This is a genomic window from Lacrimispora indolis DSM 755, from assembly GCF_000526995.1.
GTDB lineage: Bacteria > Bacillota > Clostridia > Lachnospirales > Lachnospiraceae > Lacrimispora > Lacrimispora indolis.
Genome location: NZ_AZUI01000001.1, coordinates 844,925 through 871,054 on the forward strand (window position 1 = coordinate 844,925; position 26,130 = coordinate 871,054).

General features: G+C 45.1%; 20 protein-coding genes. 8 read left to right on the forward strand and 12 right to left on the reverse strand.

The genetic code is table 11. From position 1 onward, the window contains the following. Positions 1 to 14: 14 nt before the first annotated feature. Positions 15 to 995: a dimethylarginine dimethylaminohydrolase family protein gene (locus tag K401_RS0104060; protein WP_024291759.1), complete on the forward strand. Its 981-nt coding sequence runs from the start codon at positions 15 to 17 to the stop codon at positions 993 to 995. Positions 996 to 1,011: 16 nt separating this feature from the next. On the opposite strand, the gene K401_RS0104065 is transcribed toward K401_RS0104060, so the two are convergent. Next, positions 1,012 to 1,629, reverse strand: a complete 618-nt coding sequence (locus K401_RS0104065; protein WP_029700642.1) for an NUDIX hydrolase N-terminal domain-containing protein — start codon at positions 1,627 to 1,629, stop codon at positions 1,012 to 1,014. A gap of 220 nt (positions 1,630 to 1,849) precedes the next feature. Here K401_RS0104065 and K401_RS0104070 point away from each other — a divergent pair, with 220 nt between their 5' ends. The 3 genes from K401_RS0104070 (at position 1,850) to K401_RS0104085 (ending at position 4,623) form a co-directional block, all read left to right on the forward strand. Next, positions 1,850 to 2,368: a 2'-5' RNA ligase family protein gene (locus K401_RS0104070; RefSeq protein ID WP_029700643.1), complete on the forward strand. Its 519-nt coding sequence runs from the start codon at positions 1,850 to 1,852 to the stop codon at positions 2,366 to 2,368. A gap of 269 nt (positions 2,369 to 2,637) precedes the next feature. After that, entirely contained in the window at positions 2,638 to 4,308 is a 1,671-nt protein-coding gene (locus K401_RS0104080; protein ID WP_024291763.1) for a S8 family peptidase, read from the forward strand. 132 nt (positions 4,309 to 4,440) lie between these two features. Next, positions 4,441 to 4,623: a hypothetical protein gene (locus tag K401_RS0104085; RefSeq protein WP_024291764.1), complete on the forward strand. Its 183-nt coding sequence runs from the start codon at positions 4,441 to 4,443 to the stop codon at positions 4,621 to 4,623. Between the two features lie 96 nt (positions 4,624 to 4,719). On the opposite strand, the gene K401_RS0104090 is transcribed toward K401_RS0104085, so the two are convergent. The 6 genes from K401_RS0104090 to K401_RS0104125 form a co-directional block, all read right to left on the reverse strand. Further along, entirely contained in the window at positions 4,720 to 5,013 is a 294-nt protein-coding gene (locus K401_RS0104090; RefSeq protein ID WP_024291765.1) for a phage holin family protein, read from the reverse strand. Positions 5,014 to 5,202: 189 nt separating this feature from the next. Continuing rightward, positions 5,203 to 6,876, reverse strand: coding sequence for a S8 family peptidase (locus K401_RS0104095; protein WP_024291766.1), 1,674 nt, complete (start codon positions 6,874 to 6,876; stop codon positions 5,203 to 5,205). A 459-nt stretch (positions 6,877 to 7,335) separates the two neighbouring features. Beyond that, positions 7,336 to 11,589: a hemoblobin-interacting domain-containing protein gene (locus K401_RS0104105; RefSeq protein WP_024291767.1), complete on the reverse strand. Its 4,254-nt coding sequence runs from the start codon at positions 11,587 to 11,589 to the stop codon at positions 7,336 to 7,338. A 178-nt stretch (positions 11,590 to 11,767) separates the two neighbouring features. Then, positions 11,768 to 12,622 carry a carbohydrate ABC transporter permease gene (locus K401_RS0104110; RefSeq protein WP_024291768.1) on the reverse strand — a complete coding sequence of 285 codons (855 nt, stop codon included), beginning with the start codon at positions 12,620 to 12,622 and terminating at the stop codon, positions 11,768 to 11,770. Positions 12,623 to 12,736: 114 nt separating this feature from the next. Continuing rightward, positions 12,737 to 13,666, reverse strand: a complete 930-nt coding sequence (locus tag K401_RS0104120; RefSeq protein WP_084492782.1) for a carbohydrate ABC transporter permease — start codon at positions 13,664 to 13,666, stop codon at positions 12,737 to 12,739. A gap of 27 nt (positions 13,667 to 13,693) precedes the next feature. Next, positions 13,694 to 15,043 carry an ABC transporter substrate-binding protein gene (locus K401_RS0104125; protein ID WP_024291770.1) on the reverse strand — a complete coding sequence of 450 codons (1,350 nt, stop codon included), beginning with the start codon at positions 15,041 to 15,043 and terminating at the stop codon, positions 13,694 to 13,696. A gap of 185 nt (positions 15,044 to 15,228) precedes the next feature. On the opposite strand from K401_RS0104125, the gene K401_RS0104130 reads away from it, so the two are divergent. The 3 genes from K401_RS0104130 to K401_RS0104140 all read left to right on the forward strand — a co-directional run bounded on the left by K401_RS0104130 (position 15,229) and on the right by K401_RS0104140 (position 19,754). Continuing rightward, complete coding sequence (locus K401_RS0104130) at positions 15,229 to 17,022, forward strand: sensor histidine kinase (RefSeq protein ID WP_024291771.1); 1,794 nt, start codon at positions 15,229 to 15,231, stop codon at positions 17,020 to 17,022. Positions 17,023 to 17,094: 72 nt separating this feature from the next. Then, the gene (locus K401_RS0104135) at positions 17,095 to 18,606 is read left to right on the forward strand and encodes a response regulator transcription factor (protein WP_024291772.1); all 1,512 of its coding nucleotides are present in this window, start codon (positions 17,095 to 17,097) and stop codon (positions 18,604 to 18,606) included. Between the two features lie 26 nt (positions 18,607 to 18,632). Next, on the forward strand, positions 18,633 to 19,754 hold the full coding sequence (locus tag K401_RS0104140; RefSeq protein WP_084492784.1) for a glycoside hydrolase family 88/105 protein: 1,122 nt from the start codon (positions 18,633 to 18,635) through the stop codon (positions 19,752 to 19,754). A gap of 19 nt (positions 19,755 to 19,773) precedes the next feature. Here the strand turns inward: K401_RS0104140 and K401_RS0104145 are convergent, their stop codons facing one another. Next, positions 19,774 to 20,634: an AraC family transcriptional regulator gene (locus tag K401_RS0104145; protein ID WP_024291774.1), complete on the reverse strand. Its 861-nt coding sequence runs from the start codon at positions 20,632 to 20,634 to the stop codon at positions 19,774 to 19,776. Between the two features lie 245 nt (positions 20,635 to 20,879). Between K401_RS0104145 and K401_RS0104150 the strand changes: the two genes are divergently transcribed. Then, complete coding sequence (locus K401_RS0104150) at positions 20,880 to 22,277, forward strand: alpha-glucosidase/alpha-galactosidase (RefSeq protein ID WP_024291775.1); 1,398 nt, start codon at positions 20,880 to 20,882, stop codon at positions 22,275 to 22,277. Between the two features lie 182 nt (positions 22,278 to 22,459). Here the strand turns inward: K401_RS0104150 and K401_RS0104155 are convergent, their stop codons facing one another. The 4 genes from K401_RS0104155 to K401_RS0104170 are packed head-to-tail and all read right to left on the reverse strand — an operon-like array spanning position 22,460 to position 26,130. Further along, on the reverse strand, positions 22,460 to 22,951 hold the full coding sequence (locus tag K401_RS0104155) for a metallophosphoesterase family protein (protein ID WP_024291776.1): 492 nt from the start codon (positions 22,949 to 22,951) through the stop codon (positions 22,460 to 22,462). Continuing rightward, on the reverse strand, positions 22,929 to 23,564 hold the full coding sequence (gene rdgB / locus K401_RS0104160) for an RdgB/HAM1 family non-canonical purine NTP pyrophosphatase (protein ID WP_024291777.1): 636 nt from the start codon (positions 23,562 to 23,564) through the stop codon (positions 22,929 to 22,931). Before rdgB ends, K401_RS0104155 begins: the two co-directional genes overlap by 23 nt. Positions 23,565 to 23,588: 24 nt before the next feature. Next, a complete protein-coding gene (locus tag K401_RS0104165) occupies positions 23,589 to 24,971 on the reverse strand; it encodes a lectin like domain-containing protein (protein WP_024291778.1) in 1,383 nt (460 codons plus the stop codon). After that, the gene (locus tag K401_RS0104170) at positions 24,961 to 26,130 is read right to left on the reverse strand and encodes a THUMP domain-containing class I SAM-dependent RNA methyltransferase (RefSeq protein WP_024291779.1); all 1,170 of its coding nucleotides are present in this window, start codon (positions 26,128 to 26,130) and stop codon (positions 24,961 to 24,963) included. Before K401_RS0104170 ends, K401_RS0104165 begins: the two co-directional genes overlap by 11 nt.

Here is a 26,130-nt window from a genome sequence, read left to right on the forward strand (position 1 = left end):
GGAATAAATTTGTAATGAAAAAAGAAACGATACTGGTGAAAAGTGAATTTGCACCCTTAAAGAAGGTTGTGCTGACCCAATCGGAATTTATCTTTCCCCAGCTTGAGGAGATCAATAATGATACCACTTTTCTCACTGAAGAAAGTCTGGATTTATATTTCGGTGTTGATACCGCAGGAAAGGATTATAAGGACGTCTTCCCCCAGCGTCAGGAACAATGGGAAAAAGAACGGGAAAACTTAAAAAATGTACTTGAAAAATATGGTGTGGAGGTTCTTCGTCCCCGGCTTCTGACTGAGTATGAAAAAGAAATGGGCAAGGAATACGGCTGCTGTAATTTCTTTGCCCGGGATCCTTTTTTCACCGTTGGCTCTTCCATGATCGAAGGTTCTCTGCGCTTCTTTCACCGGAGAAACGAAATCCTTCCAATCAGGGATATTCTTGTAAAAGAGGCTTATCATAGCAGCGCGTTTTATGTATCCGTACCAAGACCGGATATTTCCCAGGGCTTTGATGCCGAATTGGGTCCATTTTTAGAGGGAGGAGATGTTCTGGTCTTAGACAAGACTGTTTTTGTGGGGAATTCCGGACTGGCCTCTAACCAGAATGGCTACCTGTGGCTTAAGTCATATTTATCCCACTGGGAATATGACGTGGTTCAGGTGCCTTTAAAAAGCGATGTGCTCCACTTGGATTGTGCATTAAGCCTTGTAAGAGACGGTCTGATGATCGTCTGCGAGGAAGCCTTTCTGAAGGGAATTCCTGAGGCCTTAAAAAACTGGGATAAAATTTCTGTTCCCTATAAGGACATTGCTCATTTAGCAATAAACGGACTTCCGGTAAATGAATCGGTTTACATTATGGATCCTCAATTTGAATACATTGCAGAACAGTTAAAAGACAACGGGATTACGGTTGAATTGATTGACTTCAAGATTTCCCGAAGCTTAGGCGGCTCTTTCCGGTGCAGTACACAGCCCCTTGTAAGGGAATAAACAGTACTGCCCCTACCTAATCCAGCACAGTTTCCCACATTTCATCAGAGAAGGCCTGAAAACACATCCTGATCTGTTCTTCATTACATTTTTCTTCCGCAAGGGGAGGTAATTCTTCCAGTGAAAAGTACCGACTGTCCGTGGTTTCATTATTTACTTGAAATGAACCGCCAATAACAGAACACTGCATAAAGATCTTGCAAATCTTGTAGGCATAAACCGGAAGATTGTGTTTTTCTCTGTCCTGTACGGCGATGACCTTGTCAACCCTGACATCAAGGCCGGACTCCTCCCTGACTTCTTTTATGATATTCTCTTTTACAGACAGATTTACATCGACCCAGCCTCCGGGCAGGGACCAGTTTCCATCTGCTTCTTTTACAAGGAGGATCCTGTTGTCTTTAAAAACAGCAGCTCTGGAATCAATCTTGGGAGTTTGATACCCTGTTTCACAGCAAAATAAGCCCCTGACCTTTTCCACAGGGATTTCCGATTGATTGCTGATCATTTCCGCCGAAATCTCCCGGATTCTTTCATACCGCTCCTGATCAAAACAATCCTTTCCATAATGCAGTCCGGCCTGGGCGATCGCCTGCAATTCAACAGCCCATTCAAGCCACTTTTTATCAGACATAATGTTTTCCTTTCTGAGATCTTACTTAATAGTATCTTATCTCACATATGGAGAAGTATCAAGATTATTTTCAGGACATCTTGCAGCTGTATCCTGGAAAACAAGGTCCTGACTGCCGCCTATATTAACTTTTTTTGATAATCAGCCGATGTATTAACCAGCCATGGTTTTTCATTTGATTCAGCAGCAAACAATGATGATCTCAGCGGGGAGAATGAGTATGATTACAAGAACTATCATGATATTTCCAGAGTTTCATAATATGGAAGTAATTAATTTCTATAGAAATAAATATGATCCTTTATCAGACCTTGTAAAACCGCACATTACCTTGGTCTTTCCATTCCAAAGCGGCATCAGCAATGATGAATTAAACAGTCATTTAGACAGTCAGCTCATAAATATCAAGCCCTTTGAGATTACTTTGCAGGGAGTTTCCAGACATCCCGGTGAATCAGGAAATTACTTGTTTTTAAACGTAGTAAAGGGCACGGAATCAATCCGTCTGATCCATGATAAGCTATATTCCGGTGCATTGAAGGAGTTCTTTAACGGAGATCCTTATTGCCCCCATTTAACCCTTGGAAATACCGCCTCAATTAAAGAACTGGAAAATGCCTATTTGGATGCATCTGCGTGCAGTGAAACATTCAAAGCCACGGTAAACATAATTTCAACAGAAATGATAGGAAGGTCAGGGGAATCCATTATCATAAGTGAATATAAATTGCCGGATTAAGCCGGCATGGAAGGTTTCCCTATTTTTCTGTTCTCTGCTCCTAACCTGGTAAAAACACTGGAACTTCTTGTAAATATAAGGATTCCCGGTGTTTTTTTATTTTGTAAAATATCCTCATGCCTATTCTTCATATTTTTTCATTTTATTCCATATCATTTAACATGCATAACGGCCCGGCAGCGCTGCCGGTACATCCCAATTTTAGACAGCCGCTATTATTTTGCTTATGGCATAATGGGTACTGTCAGTAACAGCAAGGAGACTTATCTGTGAAAAAAATTTTGGATAACAACTTTTACGACCTAATCATTACCAACCCAGTATCTCCAACCATGAACGATGAAAACATTACCTATTTAAATAATCGGCATTCCTTGCTGCATATCCCGGTTGCCAACATAAACATTTGTGATTTGGTAATGTATCCCTCTCACACCTTTCCTGCAATATATACCCCCACTTCCACCGTCAGCCTTGAACAGACCGGTGTTGGAGATATCCAGCGCAATCCTGCATTAGCCTTGTTCGGAGAGGGTGTAATTGTTTTAATGATTGATACGGGAATCGATTATCAGCATCCCGCCTTCCGTAACAGCGACGGCTCCACCCGCATTCTCACCATATGGGACCAGACACAGCAGGAAGGAACTCCGCCTGAGGCGTTTACCTTTGGTACAGAATACAGCAGGGAAGAAATCAATGCCGCATTGAATTCTGATGATCCCTTATCCGTTGTACCCTCCACGGACACCAACGGACACGGAACAGCCATTGCAAGCGTTATCGCCGGTACTCCCAATGTATTGGAAACCTTTAGCGGCGTGGTTCCCCAATCCGATATCGTAATGGTAAAGCTGAAGGAAGCAAAGGAGAATTTAAGAAGATTTTTTTTTATTCCCGATGATATCTTATGTTTTCAGGAATCGGATATTATGCTTGGATTCCGTTATGCTCTCACCATATCTGCAAGATTCAGCCGCCCTGTAGTCACTTGCATTGCCCTCGGAAGCAACCAGGGGGGCCATGACGGGAGGGGGGCCTTAAGCGGTTACTTAAATGATTTAGCGCTGCAGCCCGGCATTGGATTATCCGTCTCAGCCGGTAATGAGGGAAACAGTCAAAGACATTATTTTAATTCCACACTTGTTGAACCTTATTACAATGACTTTGAATTAAGAATAGGAGAAGATGACAAAATGTTTTCCATGGAAGTCTGGTCATACTCCCTTGGACGGGTTTCCATTGACATTTCTTCTCCAAACAGAGAATCCACCCAGCAGATTTATCCATCAATCGGTGACTGCAGGATTTTTAATTTTGTATTTTCCCCCACCACCATTTATGTCAATAATTATGTTTTTGAGGAAGAGACCGGGGACCAGCTCATATTAGTACGTTTTCAAGACACCACTCCCGGAATCTGGCGTATACGGATCCGGGCTATTGAAGATGAACCCTTATCCTTTCATTCCTGGCTTCCTTCGGGCAATCTCATATCCAACCAGACTTTTTTTATTAACTCCTCTCCGGATACCACCATTACTTCTCCTGGAAACGGCAGGCGCCAGCTTACTGTGACCGCCTACAATCAGCTGAACAACTCGATTCTCGGCGAATCAAGCAGAGGCTACACAAGGATTGGTATTGTCAAACCGGACATAGCCTCTCCCGGCTATCAGCTCACCTGTGCAGTTCCGGGAGGGGGGTATGGTTCCGTAACAGGTACAGGAGCGGCGGCAGCCCATGCAGCCGGCATCACTGCCATGGTTTTTGAATGGGCAATTGTCAGAGGACATTACAGTACCATGAACGGAATCGATGTCAGCCGTCTGATGATGAGGGGGGCAGTGCGGACCAGCACCTATACCTACCCAAATAACATATGGGGATACGGTCAGGTGAATGTGAACAATCTGTTTCGGCAGCTTACCAGCATTTAGCGAAAAAAAAGGCCCACCCGCCGCTTTAAAAACAGTTATAATTGTCTCAAAAATCAATTTTCAGTCATTTGTCCGGAAACTTACATAAAAGGTTCTTTACAACTGTTATATAATTTTCTGGGAGGTGATAGTTTGAGACACTGGAATAAGAAATGTGAAAAAAGGCTGGAAAAAGAATTTGACCGGTTAGAGGCTGCCAGCAGGGATGTCATTCCCCCTTCTGCGCCTCCCGGAGAATTTGAAAGTATTATGGCGGAAATGGAGCGCAGAGGGATTGAACCCAGGATCAGAAAGGAATTAAAAAAAAGAAAATAGGCGGGCCGGGTTTCCGTAAACCCGCCATTTCTGACCTGCGCTTCATGGGAAAAGGGCCCGGGAAACTCCCAGACCCCTGCCACAGACAATCTCCCGCTATTCGTTTTTACCGGATTGTTTAATCAGCTGATCCACGTACGTGCTCAGTCCGGCCACCAGGATCCCCTGAGTAATTGCCGTAAATGCTGCCGTAGAAATCTGTTGGATGGTGTGTACCTCACAAACGGACATGATGTAGACACCGCTTAAAACTATGCCCACAATTCCGTTAATCAGCGGGATGTATTTGTCCTTAATCGTCTGGCTTTGCTTGATCCATTGCCCCAATAGGTAGAGGGCCACTGCCACTATCACCAGTTCCGGTTTTACGTAGTTCATGATCTCTTCCATAATAACACCTTCTTTTCTCAATTCAGAAATACATCTTTAAAGCCTTTCTGTCAGGTGATGATCACCTATTTTAGTTGATGCATTTCTCTCTTCAAAGGTTCCCAACTCCTTCTTCCAAAGCATGGCAGGCTTATCAAAGCAAAAACCTCCAGACTGCCGGAGATCCCGCTCTGCCTGAAGGTTTATATCTTAATAGGTAGTCAGCTGCCTGAACATATTTTCCGCATCCACCTGTCCGTATCCCCATACATTGTTGGGATAAATATTGACAGGATCCCGCTTTGCTCCGCGTATAATCACCCGGTTGACCTGATATCCGGTAACAGCCGTATAGTTTCCTTTATTGTACCCCCACTCCATCACCATGGCTGCAACCCCTGCCGCATGGGCGGCGGCCGCTCCGGTGCCTGTAGCGGTTCCGTATTGAAAATCCGGAAGCGCACAGGGAAGCAGATAGCCGGGAGCGCTTACATCCGGTTTCACCAGCCCCAGTCTGGTATATCCTCTGCTTGACTCATTAAGGATTGTTCCATCATTCTGATTATAGGCCGCAACCGTCAAAGGATGGACGGCATCTCCCTGGGATGTTATGGTCGTATCCGGACTGGAATCCAGGAAAAAGGTCTCATTGGATATGATATTTCCAGACGGCAGCCAGCAATGGAATGAGAACGGTTCATTCTCCACGCTGCCGACCCTGAAATACCAGGTCCCCGGAGCAACATTCTCAAAACGGACCAGGATCAGCTGATCCCCGCTTTCCACCTCAAAAATATTATTATTTACCCAGACTACGGTATCAACGGACTGAAAAACAATTCTTTCACAATTCGCGAATGAAGGATAAATGGTACGTGATGATTCAAAGGTGGGAGCAGTGACCTCAATAAAAAGCCTTGAAGGGATATAAGGCCAGATTTCCATGGAAAATCCCTTATCATTGATTCCCACATTCAACCGAAAGTTGCTCAAATAGGGGACTGACCGGGTATCATTGAAATAATGCCTTCTGCTGCTCCCTTCATTTCCCGCGGCAACAACCACTCCCAGCTTAGGTGTCTGCACCAGATAATCAAGATAAATGCTGGAGGCTCCCCTCCCATCATGCCCTCCCTGACTGCTTCCAAGAGCAATGCATATCACAAGAGGACGGTTCAGCCTTTGAGCAGTGGCGACTAAGTACCGGATTCCAAGGATGATGTCTGATTCCTGGTAGCACAAAGTGCCTTGCGGAACAAAAAACAGCCTTTTTAGGTTTTCCTTTGCCTCTTTCAGTTTTACAACCACCATATCTGCATCCGGAACAACACCGCTGAAATTATAATCATCGTTGGGCCGGCCGGCAATGATGCTTGCAATGGCGGTTCCATGGCGGACGGTATCAACCTCAGGAACAATGGAAAAGGGCGTTTCAGATATTAATGCGAAATTTATCAGTTCTTTGGTATATTCCGCGCCAAAAGTAAACCCTCTGGGAGGCGTACTTCCCACCTGGGTCTGATCCCATATAGACAGGATTCTGGTTGTTCTGTCATTATACTTAAATGCCGGATGACGGTAATCGATACCAGAATCCACAATACCAATGATTACTCCTCTTCCATGCATACCAAGAGCAGGAGTCCGTTGAACAGCTCCGATCCCGGACCTCTCAATGCTGACCGATGATTCCAAGGTATATAAGGTCGGAAAGGAATGATAGGCATTGATGCCCAGATCACAGGCCTCCATCCGATCCTTTGGTATATGCAGCAGGGAATTGAATTCATTCAGCATCGTAATATTATCACCAGTATTATAGGATGGAACCAGGGTATTACTTATGATCAGATCATAATACCGATTATCCAGTATTTTTTCCATATTGCGGCCTCCTGCCTGTTTCAAATGAAGCATATGATATATTTTATGCAGTAGGGTTTCCAATATGAGCAGAAGAATCAGCTATGAGTTTCAGAATAAAGCAGCAATAGAACTATAACATGTTTATTTATATTATATAGTCATAAACCCCAATATATTTACAAAAAATTAACGGCAAATCCATAAAAAATTACTTATTTCCCTTTACTTAATCGATTAATTGCGCTATAATTTATATAACTCTTCTTAGGAGTGCCGTATTTCCCCAATCCTGCGGTGCTCCATTTTTTATTTTTTCCCGTCTTTCACAGATTCTTCACTTTTCCAACACATTTCCCTCCTATATTAATACCTGTAAACAGGCCAGAGAGCCCTTTTATATACATTTTTTTATACTAAGCCGGCAGGATCCCCTCCTGCCGGCTTTCTCCATTTTTATAACATTAAAAAAGACTATCCTTACTCATTTTCAGGCAGCTGATGCAGATCATCTTCCTCTTTGACCGCATTGTCCTGTTCCTGTACAGAATCCTCTGCACCGTTATCATCCAGAGATCCGCCTTCTTCCTCAGTCAGATTTTCCTCAGATGCTTCCTCTCCATTTTGTTCCTGGGCACCATCCGTCTTCGTTTCCTCTGCCGGGGTCTCTTCTGTTGGATCATCTTCCGAACTTTCTTCTGCCGGATTTTCCTCTGCCGGATTTTCTTTTTCCTGATTCTCCTCTGCCGGGTTTTCTTTCTCCTGATTCTCTTCTGGCAGGTTTTCTTCTTCTGAATTTTCTTCTGGCAGATTTTCTTCTTCTGAATTTTCTTCTGGCAGATTTTTTTCTGGCAGATTCTCTTCCGCATTTTCTTCTGAAGGCTTATTCTCTTCTTCTCCCTCAGGATTCTTTGCTGCTTCTGCTGCCGGTTTTTCCAGGACTAATTCCATTACTTCCATTGCCAGACTACTTTCTCTTTCCTCAGCTGTTACTGTGATTTCATATGGCGCATAATTGGAATACCCTGTATGAACAAGCCTTACCGTATGCTCTCCGGAAGTAAACTTCTCTGCAAAAATAGTCAGGCTGTAAGGCGAACTATATGTATCCAAGCTATAATCCGTAGTTCGGACCAGCTTTTCGCCATCCAGATAAACATTAATGTAGGTGCTGCTGAAATAGCCGGATGTACCAGTGGAAAGCTGCAGATCCCCGTTTTCCAGCCACTCATCTTCTATCTCCGGCGCTTTCTGGTAAGGAGTGAAGGTAAGGCTGCAGGTACGGTATCCCGGCACTGAAATTGTTACGGTATAGCTATAGTAATATGATAATGAATCCTTTAATTGAATCGTCAGCTGATCTGCTGAACTTGCATCAAATCCGGTAACCGTCTGACTGGTGGAAGAACGTTTTACAGAAATGTGGGACTGGTCCAGAGAATCCCACCATTCCTGATCCCCATCAGCGGCGATCAGAACAATTGCATTTTCCTTATCCAAGGAGCTTCCCATTTCTATTTCCAGCTTTGGCGCCGATTTAGCGGCAATGTACCTTCCAAAACTCATTTCCACCTTTTGGTAGGTCTCATTATGTAAAACCAGATGATTCTCTTCTTCCGTGAGCAGAGCGGCGGGAATATAAATTATTTTGCTTCCGCTTGTTGTATATCCTGTGCCCTTTACCAGTTGGGTTCCATTTAAGGATACGGTCACATTGTCATAAAAGTAGGAATCACCGGCTGACAGCTCCAGGCGTTCTTCGTCATAATTCACTGCGCCCGTAACCACAACCGTACTTAAGATCTTCACTTCTGTCTGAGCCGTCCGGTAGCCATCGGCTTTTACTGTGATGATATAAGTTCCGGAATAGGAAAAATTGCTGGAATTTAAAATCAATCCATGGGATGTTTTTGTATAGCTGGCTGCACTGCCGGAAGAACCGGAGGAGCTTGCCACAGTTATTGAACTGATCTTATCCAGCCATTCGGCTGCTTCTCCTGATACCGTCACCGTTACATCACTTCCCCTTGGCACGGCTTCCGCTTTAAGCGCCGGGGCTTCCATAGGAGTTATTAACTCTGCGGGAGTTGTTCCTTCCAATACATTCAAAGCATAGGAGGAGGCATAAAGCTCAATTTTATATGGCGTTCCGGCTGTAAAGTTGTGGGCAAAAATCTCGATCCCACGGTCATAGGAAACCGTATAATCAGCGCTTTCTCCTTTTTTCAGCTCCATTCCATTTAAAATCACCTTTGTTACATAGGAGCTTAAGTACATGGCATTGGAAGAGCTGGTAAGATTCAGACTGTAATTTTCTAAGTTCCATTGCTGTGTTACAACAGGCGGTGCTTTTACGGGAGTAAAGGTTACGGTTACTATGTCGTATCCCGGTACGGTGATCTGCATGGTGTAATTATTGTAATAAGACATTGCAGTGCTTTTTGCAGTGACCGTAAAGCTGCTGCCTTCTTTTGTAAGAGATAGGCCTGATACACTTCCATATGATGAATATGTCAGCTTAAGATGGCCGTCTTCCAAAGCCTGGAACCATTCCATCTCATCGCTTCCCTCCTGATAGGAGCCGATATCAAATACCATAGCGGAAGAACCGTCAATAACTTCTCTCACTGTAACAGACGCTGCTTTCTTAGGAGTGACAAACCCTGCCGGGGATTCAATCTCAAAGCTGGTATTTTCATACCCGTCTGCCTGAATTTCAAAGGTATTTTTCCCGTTTACCAGATAGCGGTAAGAAATATAAAGACTGTTGATGTCATTTGTAAAACTGCCGGTTTCCAGCCGGTTTCCGTTTACAGTGACTGTCTTTACCCGATCTGCATAGTATGCAAAATCCGCTTTTAATCTTAAACGGCTGTTGCTGTCATCCCATGTGGGCGTAAAGTTTGGAGCCTGCTCTACTACAGAAAGAGTGCCTTTCACATCATCAAACCCAAAGGAATGAATCGTAACCTCATAAGTCCCGGCGTAATTCATGGGGCCGCTGATGGCATCCACTCCCAGTGTCACAGTTTTCCCATCTGCGGACAAGGTATTGTTTTCCTGATAATAATGGGTCTTGGTTTCACTGTAAGGAATTTCAATTTCAGTAATTGAACGGTACCAGGATTCATTTTCCTCACTGAGCTGTATGGCCGCACTCTTTCCTTTTAATGAAGGGGCAATGGTCATCTCAGGCGGATTGGTATTATCCGTTTTTCCTGTTAACAGCTCAACTTTTGTTCCGTAACCGCCTTTGTCTGTTAAATACTTCACATATCGGGGCAGCTCCTCAGCTTTTTTCCAGGTTCTTGTTTTAAGATCTTTCGCCTCTGTACTCAGGGTCAGGCTCTCATTTAACGCAGTCAATTTCTCCGAGGGCTCCCATTTAGACAGAAACGCCTCTACAGACGAGGTCTCAATTTCCAGACTGTCCGCAATGATATTATTGGCTGCCAAATCAAACAATACGGCAATTGTGGCTATCTCTTCCTTTCCCTCCAGGCTTGCAGGAGGTGCGGCCGTCGCACTTGCCACTGCATCCGAAGCAAAGCTCATAAGACCGGTTGTTGCCCGGTTATCTTCCTCTATCAGGATGTAGCTTTCTTCCTCTTCCTGGCTTGGACTCTGCACGCTTGCCAGAGCTTGTACCTCTGCAGTATCTACCGTAGTTACATCGGGCTTTATGAAGAGGTCATCACCCTGCCGGATAAATTTCACGTACTGGGTAAGAGGAATGGTTGCCTTTGTAAGTACCACATATGGAATATCTGATGGAAGGAAAAGGTCTGCTTCCATAAGCTCTTTCTCCGCCACAGCGCTCTTTCCCCGCTCTCCCAGCGCAATCACGGATACCGTCCATTTACCGGAGGTTATGGCCAGTGTATGGGTATTTTCATCCGGCAAAGGTATTTTTACAATCCTGCCTGAGCTTGTCACAGGAGTGACGGAGGATGTGGCATCTTTCCCTGCTATGGAATAACGGAATCCCTCCATACCCTCTGCCTGATCGGAAAACGATATGACTGCATAAGGAAGCCCCATAACAGATACGATTCCGGTTTGTTCCAGGATAACAGGACTTTTGTTTTCCCAGGGATTTTCGCCGCCCTCGTTTCCATTATTTCCGGGATTCTCATTTCCGTTGTTTCCTCCCCCTGGCTGATTGTTTCCTCCTCCAGGCTGATTATTTTCTTCTCCCGGCTGGTTGTTTCCGTTTTCCCCTGTATTGTTATTCCTTGGGGGCTCGTCGTCTGAACTGCTGTCATCCTGATTATTCCGTGATGAACCGCCGTTCCATGCCCCGCTGCCGTCCACATAGTATCCATCAGGCGTGTAGCCATTTACGATCGCTTCTCCTGACTTCTTGTCAAGATAATACCACTTCCCGTTGATCTCCTTCCAGCCGGAGGCCATGGAGCCGTCCGGTTCCAGGTAATACCACTTTCCGTTGATCTCCTTCCAGCCGGAGGACATAGAACCGTCCGGCTCCAGATAATACCACTTCTGATCCGTGTCCTGGTACCAGCCTGTTCTCATGTTTCCGTTCTCATCGAAATGATACCATTTGCCGTCATCTGTTTTCAGCCACGAATTTTTCTGATCAAGGCCATTTTCCAGAATATAGCGCCACTTATCTCCATCTTGCCTCCACTCCCCCGCAAATGGCTGGATGGTAAACACCAGATTCATGGCGGTCATAGCCGCTATGAACCTAACCTTATTTCTGCCTCTCATATATTCCTCCTTGCATATGATTGAAGTTAGTTTTAGCTAACCAGGAAATTATATAATATCCTGTAACCATTGGGCAAGCTGGTAAACGAGAAAAATGTTCAATTAATGCCGAATGATAATTAATCACCATTAAAAAACAGGAAAGCCGCGAAGCGGTTTTCCTGCTTAAAAGTCTGTTTCAGCCCTTTATTCCTGTAGAAGCAATACCTTCCACCAGATATTTCTGCATGGTTAAGAAAATCAGAAAAATAGGAACCAGGGAAAAGGTTGCCATTGCAAACATTGCGCCCCAGTCAGAGCCGGCCGTTGGGTCAGAGAACATCTTTAATGCATAGCTGACCGGATATTTAAGGGGATCGCTTAAGAAAAGCAGAGCCGTCATAAAATCATCCCATCTCCACATAAAGGAGAATATAGCACTGGTCACCAGAGAGGGCTTAATGAGCGGAAGGATGATCCTTATGAATATGGAGTATATGGTGCATCCATCCATTCTGGCGGCCTCATCTAAATCAATGGGGATCCCCTTTATAAACTGTACATTTAAGAAAATGAAAAAGCCCTGACCAAAAAACTGAGGTACAATGATGGGAAGATAGCTTCCTACCCAGCCCATTTTGTTAAAAATAATATACTGGGGAATCATGATGATCTGAAACGGAAGCATCATGGCAAGCAGCATACATGCAAACCAGAAGTCTTTAAACTTGAAATCAATACGGGCAAATCCATAGCCTACAATGGCAGAAGAAACAACCGCCCCAACCGTGGAAAGGCCTGAAATGATAAATGAATTTTTAAAAAACGTGCCAAAACCATAACCGGCAAAGCCCTGCCAGCCTATTCGATAGTTTTCAAAAGAGAATTTATCAGGCAGCAGTTTGGCAGCTGTCCGGAATATTTCATTGGAGTTCTTAAAGGAACTCATCACCATCCACACAAGGGGGTATATCATAACACATGCAAGTAAGAAGGTGAATACATGATAAACCACTGTGGCGGCTATTCTTTTTTCTCTATATCCTGTTTTCATATTTTGTCTCCTAATAAATCAAACGGATATGCTTGCATATCCAGTTGATACCCGGTAAAACGGGGCACGCTGTTCATAAACTCAATGCTGAAAGGCGTTTTTCTTTCAACCTTTTCACCCTTCTGATTCATAATATACCCATTTCTTCTGCGTCTTGAAAAGTATGAAGGTCAAAAGCCCAACTACGAGCACCATGAACCATGCCATTGCACAGCCATAGCCCAGCTTGTTATACGTAAAGGAATTCTGGTACATATATACTGTATAAAACAGTGTAGAGTCCTTGGGTTTTCCCTGGGTGATAATATAGCTTTGAGTAAATGCCATAAAGCCGTTGATCAGCTGGTTAATCAGATTAAAGAAAATGGTTGGTGTCAGCATTGGGATCGTGATCTTAAAGAAACGCTGAATGCCATTTGCCCCATCTACGGTAGCTGCCTCGTAAAGACTTATGGGAATCTGCTTTAACCCGGATAGAAATATGAGCATAGAGGAACCGAACTGCCAGACAGCAAGGATAATCAGGGTCCAGATAGCGGTATCCGCTCTTCCCAGCCATGCAGTGTCGGACGGTAATCCAATAACATTTAAAATTGCATTTATTACACCATCACTGGCAAACATCCGCTTCCAGAGAATGGCAACAGCCACACTGGATCCAATGATGGAAGGAAGATAATAAACAGCTCTGTAAAAGCCGGACAATTTGGTTGTTTTTACAAGCAGCATAGCTACAAGCAGAGCCATTAAAAGCCGGAGAGGAACCGAAAACAGAACATAGTACATGGTCACGCCAAATACTTTCCAAAACTTTGGATCCGCTGTAAACATGGCCTTGTAATTTTCCAGACCTATAAAAACCGGTGATTTTAAAATATTGTATCTGGTAAACGAAAACCCTAAAGAAAAAATCATGGGAACAGCCAAGAAGGCAAGAAAGCCTATAATGAAGGGCAGGATAAATACATATCCTGCAACCTTCGGTGTGTTCATTACCTGGGAAAATGATTTTTTTCTTTTGGGGATCATTTGATTGTTCTTCATCTTAATTCCCTCCAGACTTTTCTGTCACTATTTTGCTGCTTCTTCCAAAATCTTTTTCGCTTCAGGCACAAAGCTGGCTGCCGCATCCTCAGCGGTTGTATCACCATAGCGGATTGCTTCTACCACACTCTTGGTCAAAGCCTCCACTTCGCCCTTACCGGCCGGATCTGGCTCATCAATCGGAACCGCAATCTCTGAAACCTTTGCTACATAGTCAAATACCTTCTGTGCAACAGCATCTACCTTTGGTTTAATCGCTTCTGCTACCTCAGTATTAACCGGGATTCCTCTTTCTGCCATAAGGATTTCATTACATTCCACACTGTTGGTGAACCAGTCAATGAACTTTGCTGCTTCCTCTTTGTTCTTGGAGGTTTCAGCAATGGAGAAGAACTGGCTTGGCTTTAAATACATATTCTGCGTACCATTTGGAAGAATAGGGTTCATCGTTACTTCTAACTCTCTTCCGGCTGCATTGGAAAGGCTGATAAACTGATTAGAATATGGGAAGTCATTCCAAGTGGTTTCATCTACAATCGGCTTTGTTTCAATGTTATCCGGGTTCTTTTCAACCAGAATATCTGGTGCAATGGAAAACTCTGCTTTCTGGAATTTCTCCACATTGGCAAAATGTATTTTCGTGGAATCTTCGTTGCCTGCAATTAACTCATCGAATATATGGGAACCATTTGTTCTTGCCGTCATCTGAAGCATGTTGATCCAGCCGTCAAAAACGGTCTTTACCCCAGTTTTCTCGTAAATGGTTTTTGAAATATCATATAATTCATCAAAGGTCATCTGCTCGGGAATGGTCACTCCGGCCTTTTCAACAATGGCCTTATCATAAACCATTAAAGGAGCGTTGCTTCCAAGGCTGAGGGCATAACATTTTCCATCAATAGAACCGCTCTCAATGACGCTCTCCGGGATCTTGGAAGTATCAATGACTCCGCTGGAAATGAATTCTGATAAATTAGCCAGCTGGCCGCTCTTCTGATACTGATTCAGATAGGAGTAATCCATTTGGATGATGTCCGGTAAATTACCTCCTGCTGCCATGGCGGAAAGTTTATCCCAGTAACCGCCCCAGTCGGTAAACTCCACCTTGATTTCTACGTTTGGATTCTGACTCATGTATAAATCCGCAGCTTTTTTTGTTACGTCGTTTCTGGTCTGATTTCCCCACCAGCAAACGTTTAAGGTCACCTTGTCTCCTGATGCGGCCTGTGTTTCACCATCAGCCTTTGCGGTTGACGCTGCTGTTGTAGCTGCTCCTGCTGTGGTGGTATCCGGACTTTCTGTCTTGGAACCGCAGGCAGTCAAAGATGTTGCCGCAAGAAGTGCAGCAAGTGATGTTGCTAATAATCTCTTTCTCAATTGTAAAACCTCCCTTTAAGTTTTTTGTGATAAGCACATTTTATGGCAAATATGCACAACGGTAAAGTTAAAATATGGCTTTTTATGATTAAAAAAACGGCTTTCTGTAATAATAGACTGTTTTACAATTTCTTTTTTTATACTTTTACTATATAATACGATTACTTGGGAAAGGATAATTGATTATGAAGCGATGTACGTTCTGGTTTAACAACCTGTCATTATACAAAAAAATACTGACCATTTTCCTTCTGGCCCTGCTGGCGGTTTGTATTACCTTCCTTATCAGCATCAGGATTCTCACCTCCCGCTATAATGAGGAGCTGTACCGCACCAATGCCAATTCCTTAAATCGTGTGACCACTTATCTGGAATCGGAGACACAGCTGATCCAAACCATATCTTACAACATGATCGGTGATCCCGTCATTCAGGATAATCTGGTGTTTTTGGCTGAGAAGCCTTTCAGCAACCGCCGGGCCCAGGCACGTCAGGATATTTATCAGCAGCTTTATTCCTATGTTTACCGCAGCAAATATATAAAATCCATTAACATTATCCTGGCTGACGGAACAAATATCTGTATGGGAAGCTCTGACGAGATCCTTAAATTCGACCTAAAGGAGCTTGACAAGACAACCAGTGACCTAAAGGGAAAAGTAACCTGGTCCCCTGGCATAGAACCGGGAAACGATACGGTATGCGCCAGGCAGATATTAAAGATGAAATATTTAAGCTTAAAAAAGCTGGCTGGGCTATACATTACGGTGAACATGGAGCGCATGATTGAGGACGGTTTAAAAAGTGCCGGCAGCCTTGTGGAAGACTCCAATTTCATTCTGATGTCAGGGGATAAAAGGATTTACCCTGCAACTGCCTTTCACGATGCGTACTGCGCGGAAATCATTGCAGGCAGAAAGCAGCAGGAGAACGCCTACCTCATTTCCACACTGGACAATAAAAAGGAATTTATCATTTCCGGCCATGTTCCCTATGTGGACTGGGATTATATTTATTTCAGGGATTATGATCCGCTTTTTTACAGGATCCAGCTTGTGAGCCTTCAGATCATTATATTTACCGTCTTTGTCATATTTATCACCGCAACCTATGTTAACCTGATTTTCCGCCATATTTTCCGTCACCTGGACTATTTGATTGAAAAGATCCAGAAGTTCGGAAGCGGGGAATCTCTGACCTGTGATGTAAAATGCTATGACTATGAAAACCGACAGGACGAAATCGGCCAGCTTCACAGGAGCTTTGATGAAATGACCCACAGCGTAAAGGTTCTTCGTGATGAAAATTATGATAAGAAGCTTCTGCTTAGGGATTCCACCATTAAAATGCTCCAGCAGCAGATCAATCCTCACTTTTTATACAATACCCTGGATACAATCAACTGGATGGCGCAGAAATACGGAGCCGATGACATCTCCGTTATGGTCCGTTCCCTTGGGAACCTGTTTCGGGCCTCCATTGCAGGACAAAAGGACATTATCCCCCTGGAAGATGAGTTGGAGGTACTGGATAATTACATCCGCATCCAGGAGATTCGTTTTAAGGACAGGCTTCATTTTGAGCTTAAAGTTCCGGAGAACATTGCCCATATTTCCGTTCCAAAGCTCTGTATTCAGCCCCTGGTTGAAAACGCTTTAAAGCATGCCATGGAGGATACTGATGAGATGTGCAGGATACAGGTGGTCATAGAGGAAATGGAGAAAGATTATGAAATCCGGGTGTCCAACACCGGATCCCGGTTCGAATCAGACCTTTTAGAAAAAATCAGGCACAAAGAGATCAGACCCCAGGGTTCAGGTGTTGGTCTGACCAACATTCATTCCCGGTTAAAGCTGCTCTATGGGGAACATTATGGCCTGAAATTTTATAACGAAAAAGATATGGCAGTAGTAATGCTGTCCATTCCTAAGGACCCCCCCTGCGGGGATACCTCTATATCCAAAAAGCGTGGACAGTAATAAGGAAGCCCCCTGCGGGGATACCTCTATGTCCAGAAAGCGTGGACAGTAATAAGGAAAAGGAGATTTGATATGCTGAGACTGATGATTGTAGATGATGAACAGATTATAAGAGAGGCACTTTCCCAAATGATCGACTATGAGTCCATAGGCTATGAGCTCATCGCCACTGCGAAAAACGGGATGGAGGCCTACGATATCATCTGTGACGATTATCCGGATGTGGTGATTACTGATATCCGGATGCCCATCCTAAATGGCCTGGACTTAATTGAGCGTTCCATAAAATCGGATTCCAATATCACCTTTATCCTTCTTTCCGGCTACAATGATTTTGAATATGCCAAACAGGCCATGAAATACGGAGTCCGGTATTACCTATTAAAGCCAACCGATAAAAATGAGCTGATCGAATCTTTGCTCTCCATAAGAAAGGAACGCCTTGAGGAAAAGGAAAGCAGAAAAATGCAGCAGCAGGATTTCCTAAGAAGCCTTCATTTCCCCCTGGAGCAGAGCTTTATTATGGAAGCCCTGGAGCACCAGGACTCCTTTTCCGCCGTGTTCCGCAAATACCAGGTCCTATTATCCCTTCCAAAGGACTGCGTTTATGCCTGCATCTGTTCCTTTGTGGAAGAAAGCTATTTGAAAAGCTTTATCTGTGATGTGAGAAAGCTTTTGGATGCCTCCAAGGTTCCCTTGCAGTTTTCCATCCTTTATGTGAAAAACTCTGCGGTCCTCATATTCCCGGCCTTTACTCTGGCAATTCAGGAACGGATCCAAAATGCCATTACCCGGCTTAAGTATCCCGGCCAGTCCGTCACCTTTGAAGCAGACTTTCTTCACAGGGATTCCGCCGAAAAGCTTTTCCAGGAGATCGTTCAGAAAATTTCACGCTTTGAACGGATCCTTCTCATAGGCGAAGGGGGAGAGGTTCATGAGATCAGAAACCACATCGCTTCCCCCTGGATGATCAGCCGGCTGGAGGATTCCATCACCTCAGCGGCAGATACGGTGCAAGCCGCAGAGCTACTTGATTCTGTTTTCATGGACTCCATCCCCTTAGCCACCGCAAGAAACCTTGCATTAGGCTTATTCCTTCAGGCCGGGCCAGAGGAAAAACTTCCTGTGGATGCTGCCTGTGACTTTTTCCGGCGCCTCTATTCCTGTGATACGGTTTACGGAATCCGGGAGCTCCTTCGTGTTGTGCTGGTACAGAAAGACACAATGCCCGGGGCCCATAAGACAGGCTCCAACATCGCCCTTTTAAAGGCCTACATCAGAGAACATTTATACTCTGAAAATCTTTCCCTAAAGTGGCTGGCCGAGAATTATCTTTTCGTAAGCGTGGGATATTTAAGCAAGCAGTTTATCAAGGAGGAAGGGATGCGTTTTTCCGATTACTTAAACAAGGAACGAATGGAGGAATCCATCCGGCTGATGGCCTACTATCATAATGATAACATTAAACACATTGCACGACAGGTTGGATTCGGCAGCAATCCCCAGTACTTCAGCCAGGTATTTAAGCGGTATACCGGCCTTCCGCCGACCGAATATATAGAAAAACTGAAAAACAAGCTTTAATTAAAATGAAAAAGGAGAACATAGTAATGACAAACGAACAGCTGCTTGAAAAAATCCATCTGGTTGTGGAGAAACTGATGAATCTTGGAGGATATGACTACGATAAAGACAAGACCGTCAGCAGCACTGACACAAAAAAGGGACTCATCCAAAGGGATTTCGGAATAGAGGAATGGGACTGGCCCCAGGGTGTGGGGCTGTACGGCTTATATAAGCTCCAGGAGTTTTACGGAGACGAAAGGTATCTTCCCTTCTTTGAGAAATGGTACAGCGGCCACCGGAAAAAAGGACTTCCCTCCAAAAATATTAACACCACAGCACCCTTTCTTCCCCTGTCCTTTTTATATGGAAGTCTTGGCAATCCGGTAGAATTTTATGATCTGTGCGTCCAGAGGGCGGACTGGCTCATCAATGACCTTCCAAAAACTCAGGACAACGGATTCCAGCACGTGACCAGCGCCATTGGAAACCGGGATGGAGTGAGCTTAAATGACGGGCAGATCTGGGTTGATACTCTGTTTATGTCCATACTTTTCTTAAACAATATGGGATACATATCCAAAAATGCTCTTTGGAAGGACGAAGCCCTTCACCAGTTTCTGGTCCATATTAAATATCTTTTTGATAAGCAGACCGGCCTCTTCCATCACGGCTTCAGCTTTGAGCGCATGGATAATTTCGGAGGCATCTTCTGGTGCAGAGGAAACTCCTGGTTTACCTACGGCATCATGGAATACTTAGATACCTGCGGGGACGATTTAAACGAAGGGGTGAGGGCCTTCTTAACAGACACCTTCAAATCCCAGGCAGCCGCCCTTTTACGCCTCCAGTCGGTCTCCGGACTGTGGCACACCGTTCTCACCGACGCCTCCAGCTATGATGAAGTCTCCGGCTCCGCAGCCATTGCCGCAGGGCTTTTAAGGGGTGTGAAATCAGGGATCCTTGACAGTAGGTATAAGGCAGCAGCTGACCGGGCCATTGACGCCATCTGTGCCAATATTTCTGAGGATGGAACCGTATTAAACGTGTCAGCAGGAACCGGAATCGGCATGAATTCCGATCATTATAAGAACATCTCCCTTATGCCCATGGCCTACGGACAAGCCCTTACCCTGACTGCTTTATACGAGGCTCTGCAAAAGGAATGATCCTGCGGTGCCGCTTGTATCAATGGACTCCACCCGCATCCTTTCTATATTTCAGAGGCGTCATATCCGTATGCTTTTTAAATACCCGTTCAAAATAGGTAACGCTTTCAAATCCAAGAATCTCCGATATTTCCGTAATAGAATACCCGCTGCCTGCCAGAAGCTCTCTCGCCTTTCTCACTCTGGCCAGGTTCCGGTATTCATTTACGGAAAATCCGGTGACCTCCCGGAATATTCTGCTTAAATAGGATTTGCTGATGAAAAAGCTTTCTGAAAGCTCCTCCAGACTCTCCCCTGTCTCGCAGTGGAGAGTCAAATATTCCGCCACTTCGTGGACCTTTCCATGCTTTGCGGTCTGCACCGTCTGAGGCATTTCTTTAAGCAGGTTTTTCTTCCTGCTGCGGCAGACCATCAGTAAAATCTGGGAGAGCTTCAGCCTTACCATCACCTCATACCTCTCCCTCCTGTGGATCATTTCCTCTGAAATCCCCAGCAAAAGCTCTTTTATCTCATCCCATTCTTTTTCAGTAAGCCTGGTCACCCCATAATAATCGTCAAATATCCTCTCAAGGGAATACAGCCCTGCACTCTTAAGCCATGGCTCCAAAACTCTCCCGCTTAGCTGGAGAAGGATCCTGTCATGCTTTTTACTTCCCGCCTGGCTTGTCTTATGAACCTGTTCCCGGTTTATCAGGACCACATCCCCTGTTTTCACATAATAGGTTTGTTTCTCTATAAAATAATGGCGCTCTCCTTCCAGGAGAAAATAAAGCTCATAGGTGTCGTGAAAATGCTTCATTGGCATGGAATATTCCTGATCCCTGACCACCCGGTCCATTGTAATTCCTTCCATGATTTCTGAAAATATGGTTTTTTCCATCTCAACCTCCAAAATAGTAGCCAAAAGTATGATTCTGTCAAAAAAAGTCCCAATTATATTAGATTTATAATACTATAATCCATTATAATATAACTTATCTTCACTTGCAATGCAATGGAAGATATAAGGGGTATTCTTTGCCCCGTCCATCCAATTATCGAAAGCGTTTATTACTTTCAGCAATATGTAATAGAGAGCCTAAAAAACATTTTATAAAACAAATTCTTTTAACAGGAGGATACCCTATGAAATACGCAAACAACAAAGTCAGCGATATTAATATCGCCTACATCGGCGGCGGCTCCAGAGGCTGGGCCTGGACCTTTATGACGGATCTTTCCATGGATGATTCTTTAAGCGGGACCATCCGTTTGTATGACATTGACGAGGCAGCCGCAAAAAACAATGAGAACATTGGCAATAAACTGACAAGCAGGGAAGATACCACCGGAAAATGGAATTACATTACCGCATCTTCCTTAGAGGATGCCCTGACAGGCTGTGATTTTATAGTCATCTCCATACTCCCCGGAACCTTTGATGAAATGGATTCCGATGTCCACCTTCCGGAGAGGCTTGGTATCTACCAGTCCGTAGGCGATACCGCTGGACCGGGAGGAATGATCCGCGCCCTCCGCACCATTCCCATGTTCGTAACCATCGCTGAAGCAGTTAAAAAATACGCTCCCGATGCCTGGGTCATCAACTACACGAATCCCATGTCCTTGTGTGTGAAGACTCTTTATCATGTATTCCCCCGGATCAAGGCTTTTGGCTGCTGCCATGAGGTGTTCGGCACCCAGAAAGTTTTAAAGGGAATCTGTGAAGAAACCTTTGGTTTTGAACATGTGGACCGCCGCGACATCCATGTAAACGTTCTGGGAATCAACCATTTCACCTGGTTTGACCAGGCTTCCTACAAGGGAATCGACTTGTTCCCTGTTTACCGTGATTACATTGATGCCCATTATGAGGAAGGTTACAATGAGCCTGACAAGAACTGGGCAAACAACAGCTTTGAATGCGCCCACAGAGTAAAATTTGATCTTTTCCGCCGCTATGGCCTGATTGCTGCTGCCGGTGACCGCCACCTTGCAGAATTTATGCCCGGAACCGATTACTTAAAAGACCCTGAAACCGTAAAGAGCTGGAAATTCGGCCTCACCACCGTTGCCTGGAGAAAAGAGGATTTGAAAAACCGTTTGGCAAAGAGCCACCGTCTTGTAAGCGGAGAAGAGGAAATTGATTTAAAGCCGTCGGGAGAAGAAGGGATCCTGCTCATCAAAGCCATATGCGGCCTTGAAAGGACCGTCAGCAATGTCAATATCCCTAATTCCTTCTTACAGATTCCAAACCTGCCCGCAGACGCTGTTGTTGAGACCAACGCCCTGTTCAGCAGGGACAGCATTAAGCCTGTTGTAGCAGGCTCCATACCAGAAAATGTTCTTGAACTGATCATGCCTCACATTGCCAACCATCAGCGTATTCTGGAGGCTGCCCTCACTTATGACCGCTCCCTGGTATATGAAGCGTTCTTAAGCGATCCTCTGGTAAAAGGACGCGCAGGGGAAAAAGAGATCAAAAAGCTGGCAGACGACATGATAGAAAACACCATGGCTTATTTGCCGGAAGGCTGGAAATAATGATGTAAAAAAATAAGAAGCGGCTGCAAAAAGGAGATCAAATACAGATACTCTTTTTTGCAGCCGCTTCTTATTTATATTATGGGAAGTAAAAAGCACTTCCTATAATCGGATGGATGGGCTAGAAACGGTCCTTTTATCTGTTTTCTGGTAAACGGCCCAATTTTTTCTAAAAAAAACGCCTATTTGTCCAGAAATTTCAGGGTAAAATGAGCCTCCCCCTGCTCATCGATCTCCATAATCATGTAGGATGGCTTTCTGCCTTCCTGCCGCGGATAAGAAAGGCTGCCCGGATTTAAAATCGTGATCCCATTATGTACCTCATAAAAAGGCTTGTGGGTATGGCCGTACATAGCCATGTCAAGACCTCTATCCGCCGCCTCCTGCTCCAGGCGCTCCACCCCAAGAGACACATTATAATAATGCCCATGGGTCAGTAAAGCCCGGTATTTCCCTATCTTTACTTCCCTTTCCCGGTCCAGATCCGAGAAAAAATCATTGTTTCCAAGGACCATCTGAAGCTCACAGCCAGCGGGAATCCAGCCAGCTATCTTTTCTTCACTGCCTTCCGAATCTCCCAGATGGATCAGCATGTCAAGCGGCTTAGTCTCTGCAATGATTTTCTTTAAACTTTCATCTTTGCGGTGCGTATCACTGACAATCAGTACTTTCATGATTCTCCCCTCCTGTAAAAATTTCTATAAGCCGGCCCTTCATGGCCTCCAAAGCCTTTCCCCGGTGGCTGATCTTATTCTTCTGATCCAGGGTAAGCTGGGCGCTGGTTGCTCCGAATTCCGGTATATAGAGGATAGGATCATAACCAAAGCCCTCCTCTCCGGCAGGCCGATCAGCCAGCAGCCCTTCCATGGACTCTTCCGTATGAAGCACCTGTCCATCAGGAAGCACCGCAGCGATATTGCAAATAAAACGGGCGCTTCTTTCACTGCCCTTTGCGTGAGAGGCTCTGTCAAGGATATTCTGATTCTTAATTTCATAGGAGGTATCCTCCCCCATATATCTGGCAGAAAGGATTCCAGGCTCCCCGTTTAAGCAGTCCACAACCAGGCCGGAATCATCCGCAAGCACGATCCCTCCGGTTTCTTTCCACACTGCCCTGGCTTTTAGCTCGGCGTTATCCCCAAATGTATTTCCGTCTTCCACAATATCCAAGGTTACTCCGGCCTCTTTCATGGAGAGGACTTCCATTCCCAGGTCCTTAAGGATCTCCCTGATCTCCCGCATTTTCCCATCATTCCCTGTGGCAAATACGATCTTTTTATCGTTCATCTTTTCCTTCCTCCATCATGTTTTTTACCGGTCTTTTGTGTAAGCCTTTAAGCATAAGTTGCAGTTCTGGCTCTCAGCACGTTCCCATGCACTGCCATTGGCGCTGATATAACCTTCCCCGTCTGAGATATTAACAAACGTACGGCCGTCCCCTGCATCATACTCAATGGCCGCGGGATGGACCGCATCCGGGGTGGTGATTTTAACGATCACCGCAAACCGTTCCCCAGGAGTGAGCCTAAGATCCTCCTGCTGATTTCCCATAAGCGGAACCGTATAATATCCTCCATAATCAAAGCTCCCCTTAGCCAGGAGAATTTTCCGGTCGAAATCCCGGCCTTCCACAATATCAGATTCTTCCCCTGCATGACGTACTACATAAACCTCATAGGAGCTTCCGGGGCCCGTGGCATAGAAGCCTGCCGCTGCAAGACTTTCAAGAGTCCCTGCTTCGTATACATTGGAAAGCCACAGGGTATCTTCCCCATATCCTAACTGGCCTACCCAGCCTCTTAAATCCGACTGATAAATATGGTCATAATTATCTGTATCTTCCACAAGGGTATAAACAATATTATTCCTTCCGATATTGGAATCATAATAGGAGACATAAAAATATCCCTGGTCCCCGAATCCGTCTCCCCAGCTGTTCATGCAGATAAATGCCCCATTTCCCTGAACATCCTCACGAAAGTTTTCCTTAGAATACGCATCATCCCAGCCAATGATCACGGAATCATGGTTGGGAAGCTCCGGGCCTATGTAGCAGTAGGCAAACTCCTCCTCATTGTAGGAAACAGACCGGCTGTCTTCGCCGGTCAGGGAAGTATAAAGGGAGCTTTGCACCCCGCCATACATTAAAACAGCCCTCTTGATCTTCTCATAATCCTTCTCAGGAAGGATTTGAATCTCCTGAACGTGCTTTTCTGCTTTTAAGCCATCCGGCGAAATGCCGTCACCGTAAGGATCATCTGCTTCTGATACAGGGCCTCTCCAGGACAGCAGATAGGCCATGGACATGGTGTATTCCCCGCCCTCTTCCTGGGGAATACAAAAGCCATTATTTAAGGACATATGGTCTTCCGAAAAATCATGACTTTCCTCAGGCAGAAGCCCGGCTTCCAGGGCCTGGAGCGATGCAAAGGCCCAGCAGGTGCCAATGGAACCCTGATTTTTCACAGAAGGAACCCGGCCTTCCTTTCTCCCGTCATAGGAAGACGGGAGCTTTCCGTCTAAAATTTCCTCTTTCCGGGACTCTGTCCGGCCATGTGTCTCCCCGCTTTCTGACTCCTTCAAGTAGTTTTGGCCTGTTCCGTTTACCGGATGCGCTTCCTCACCGGAAATCCGGAATCCTGCTGCAAAACAGGCGATTATCAGAAGTAGGGAAAACCATCTTTTATTCTTCAACCGAATCTCCCACTTTTCTTTTTGGGGGCTTTGGCCCCATGAACTGATAGAAATAGGTTTTCATCATACCATTATAAATCTTCCGGTTCTTATCTGCCTTTCTGCCGATGTACTTCTCCGCCTCCTCATAGGCTGTGATCATGTACAGGGACCAGGCATCAAGGACCTTATACCGTTCCCCGATCTGCCGATAAAGCTCCGGTAAGTTCTTCTTATCTTCAATTCGTTCCCCATAAGGCGGATTTGTAATGATAAAACCGTATTTTTTAGGATGGCTTAAAGCGGCAAGGGGTCTTTGCTGGAAATGGATCATATGGTCCACTCCCGCTGACTCTGCATTGGCTCTGGCAGCCTTTACGATCTCACCGTCTATATCATACCCCTGTATGTCCACTTTGACATCGGTATCCACAAGATCGCCTGCCTCATCCATGGTTTCATACCAGCACTTTCTTGGAATCAGGTTTTTCCACTCCTCCGCAAGAAAGGAACGGTTCATGCCGGGAGCCATATTGGCTGCCATCATGGCCGCCTCAATCACAAATGTCCCGCTTCCGCAGAAAGGATCTACCAGAATTCTGTCCTTGTTCCAGGGGGTCAGCATAATAAGGGCAGCAGCAAGGGTCTCCGTAATAGGCGCTTTACTGGTTAATGTACGGTACCCTCTCTTGTGGAGGGAATCTCCTGTGGTATCAATTCCAACAGTCACCTGATCCTTGTGGAGGAATACCCGTAAAGGATAGCTGCTTCCAGTCTCCGGAAACCATTCAACACCATAAGCCCCTTTTAACCGCTCCACCATGGCCTTTTTCATGATGGATTGGATATCAGAGGGGCTGAACAATTTACTTTTTATGGAAGAAGCCTTTGCGACCCAGAATTTTCCATCCTGAGGGATATAATCCTCCCAGCAGATCGCCCTGGTTCCCTGAAAAAGTTCTTCAAAGGATTCCCCGTGAAAGCTTCCCACCTTCAACAAAACCCTTTCTGCCGTACGCAGAAACACATTGGCCCGGCAGATCGCCTCATCATCTCCGACAAAGGTGACTCTTCCGTCTTCTACCGATGCAATATCATAACCCAGATCAATAATTTCTCTTTTTAAGACTGCTTCCATGCCAAAGTGACAGGGTGCAATCAACTCAAATGTTTTTTTCAC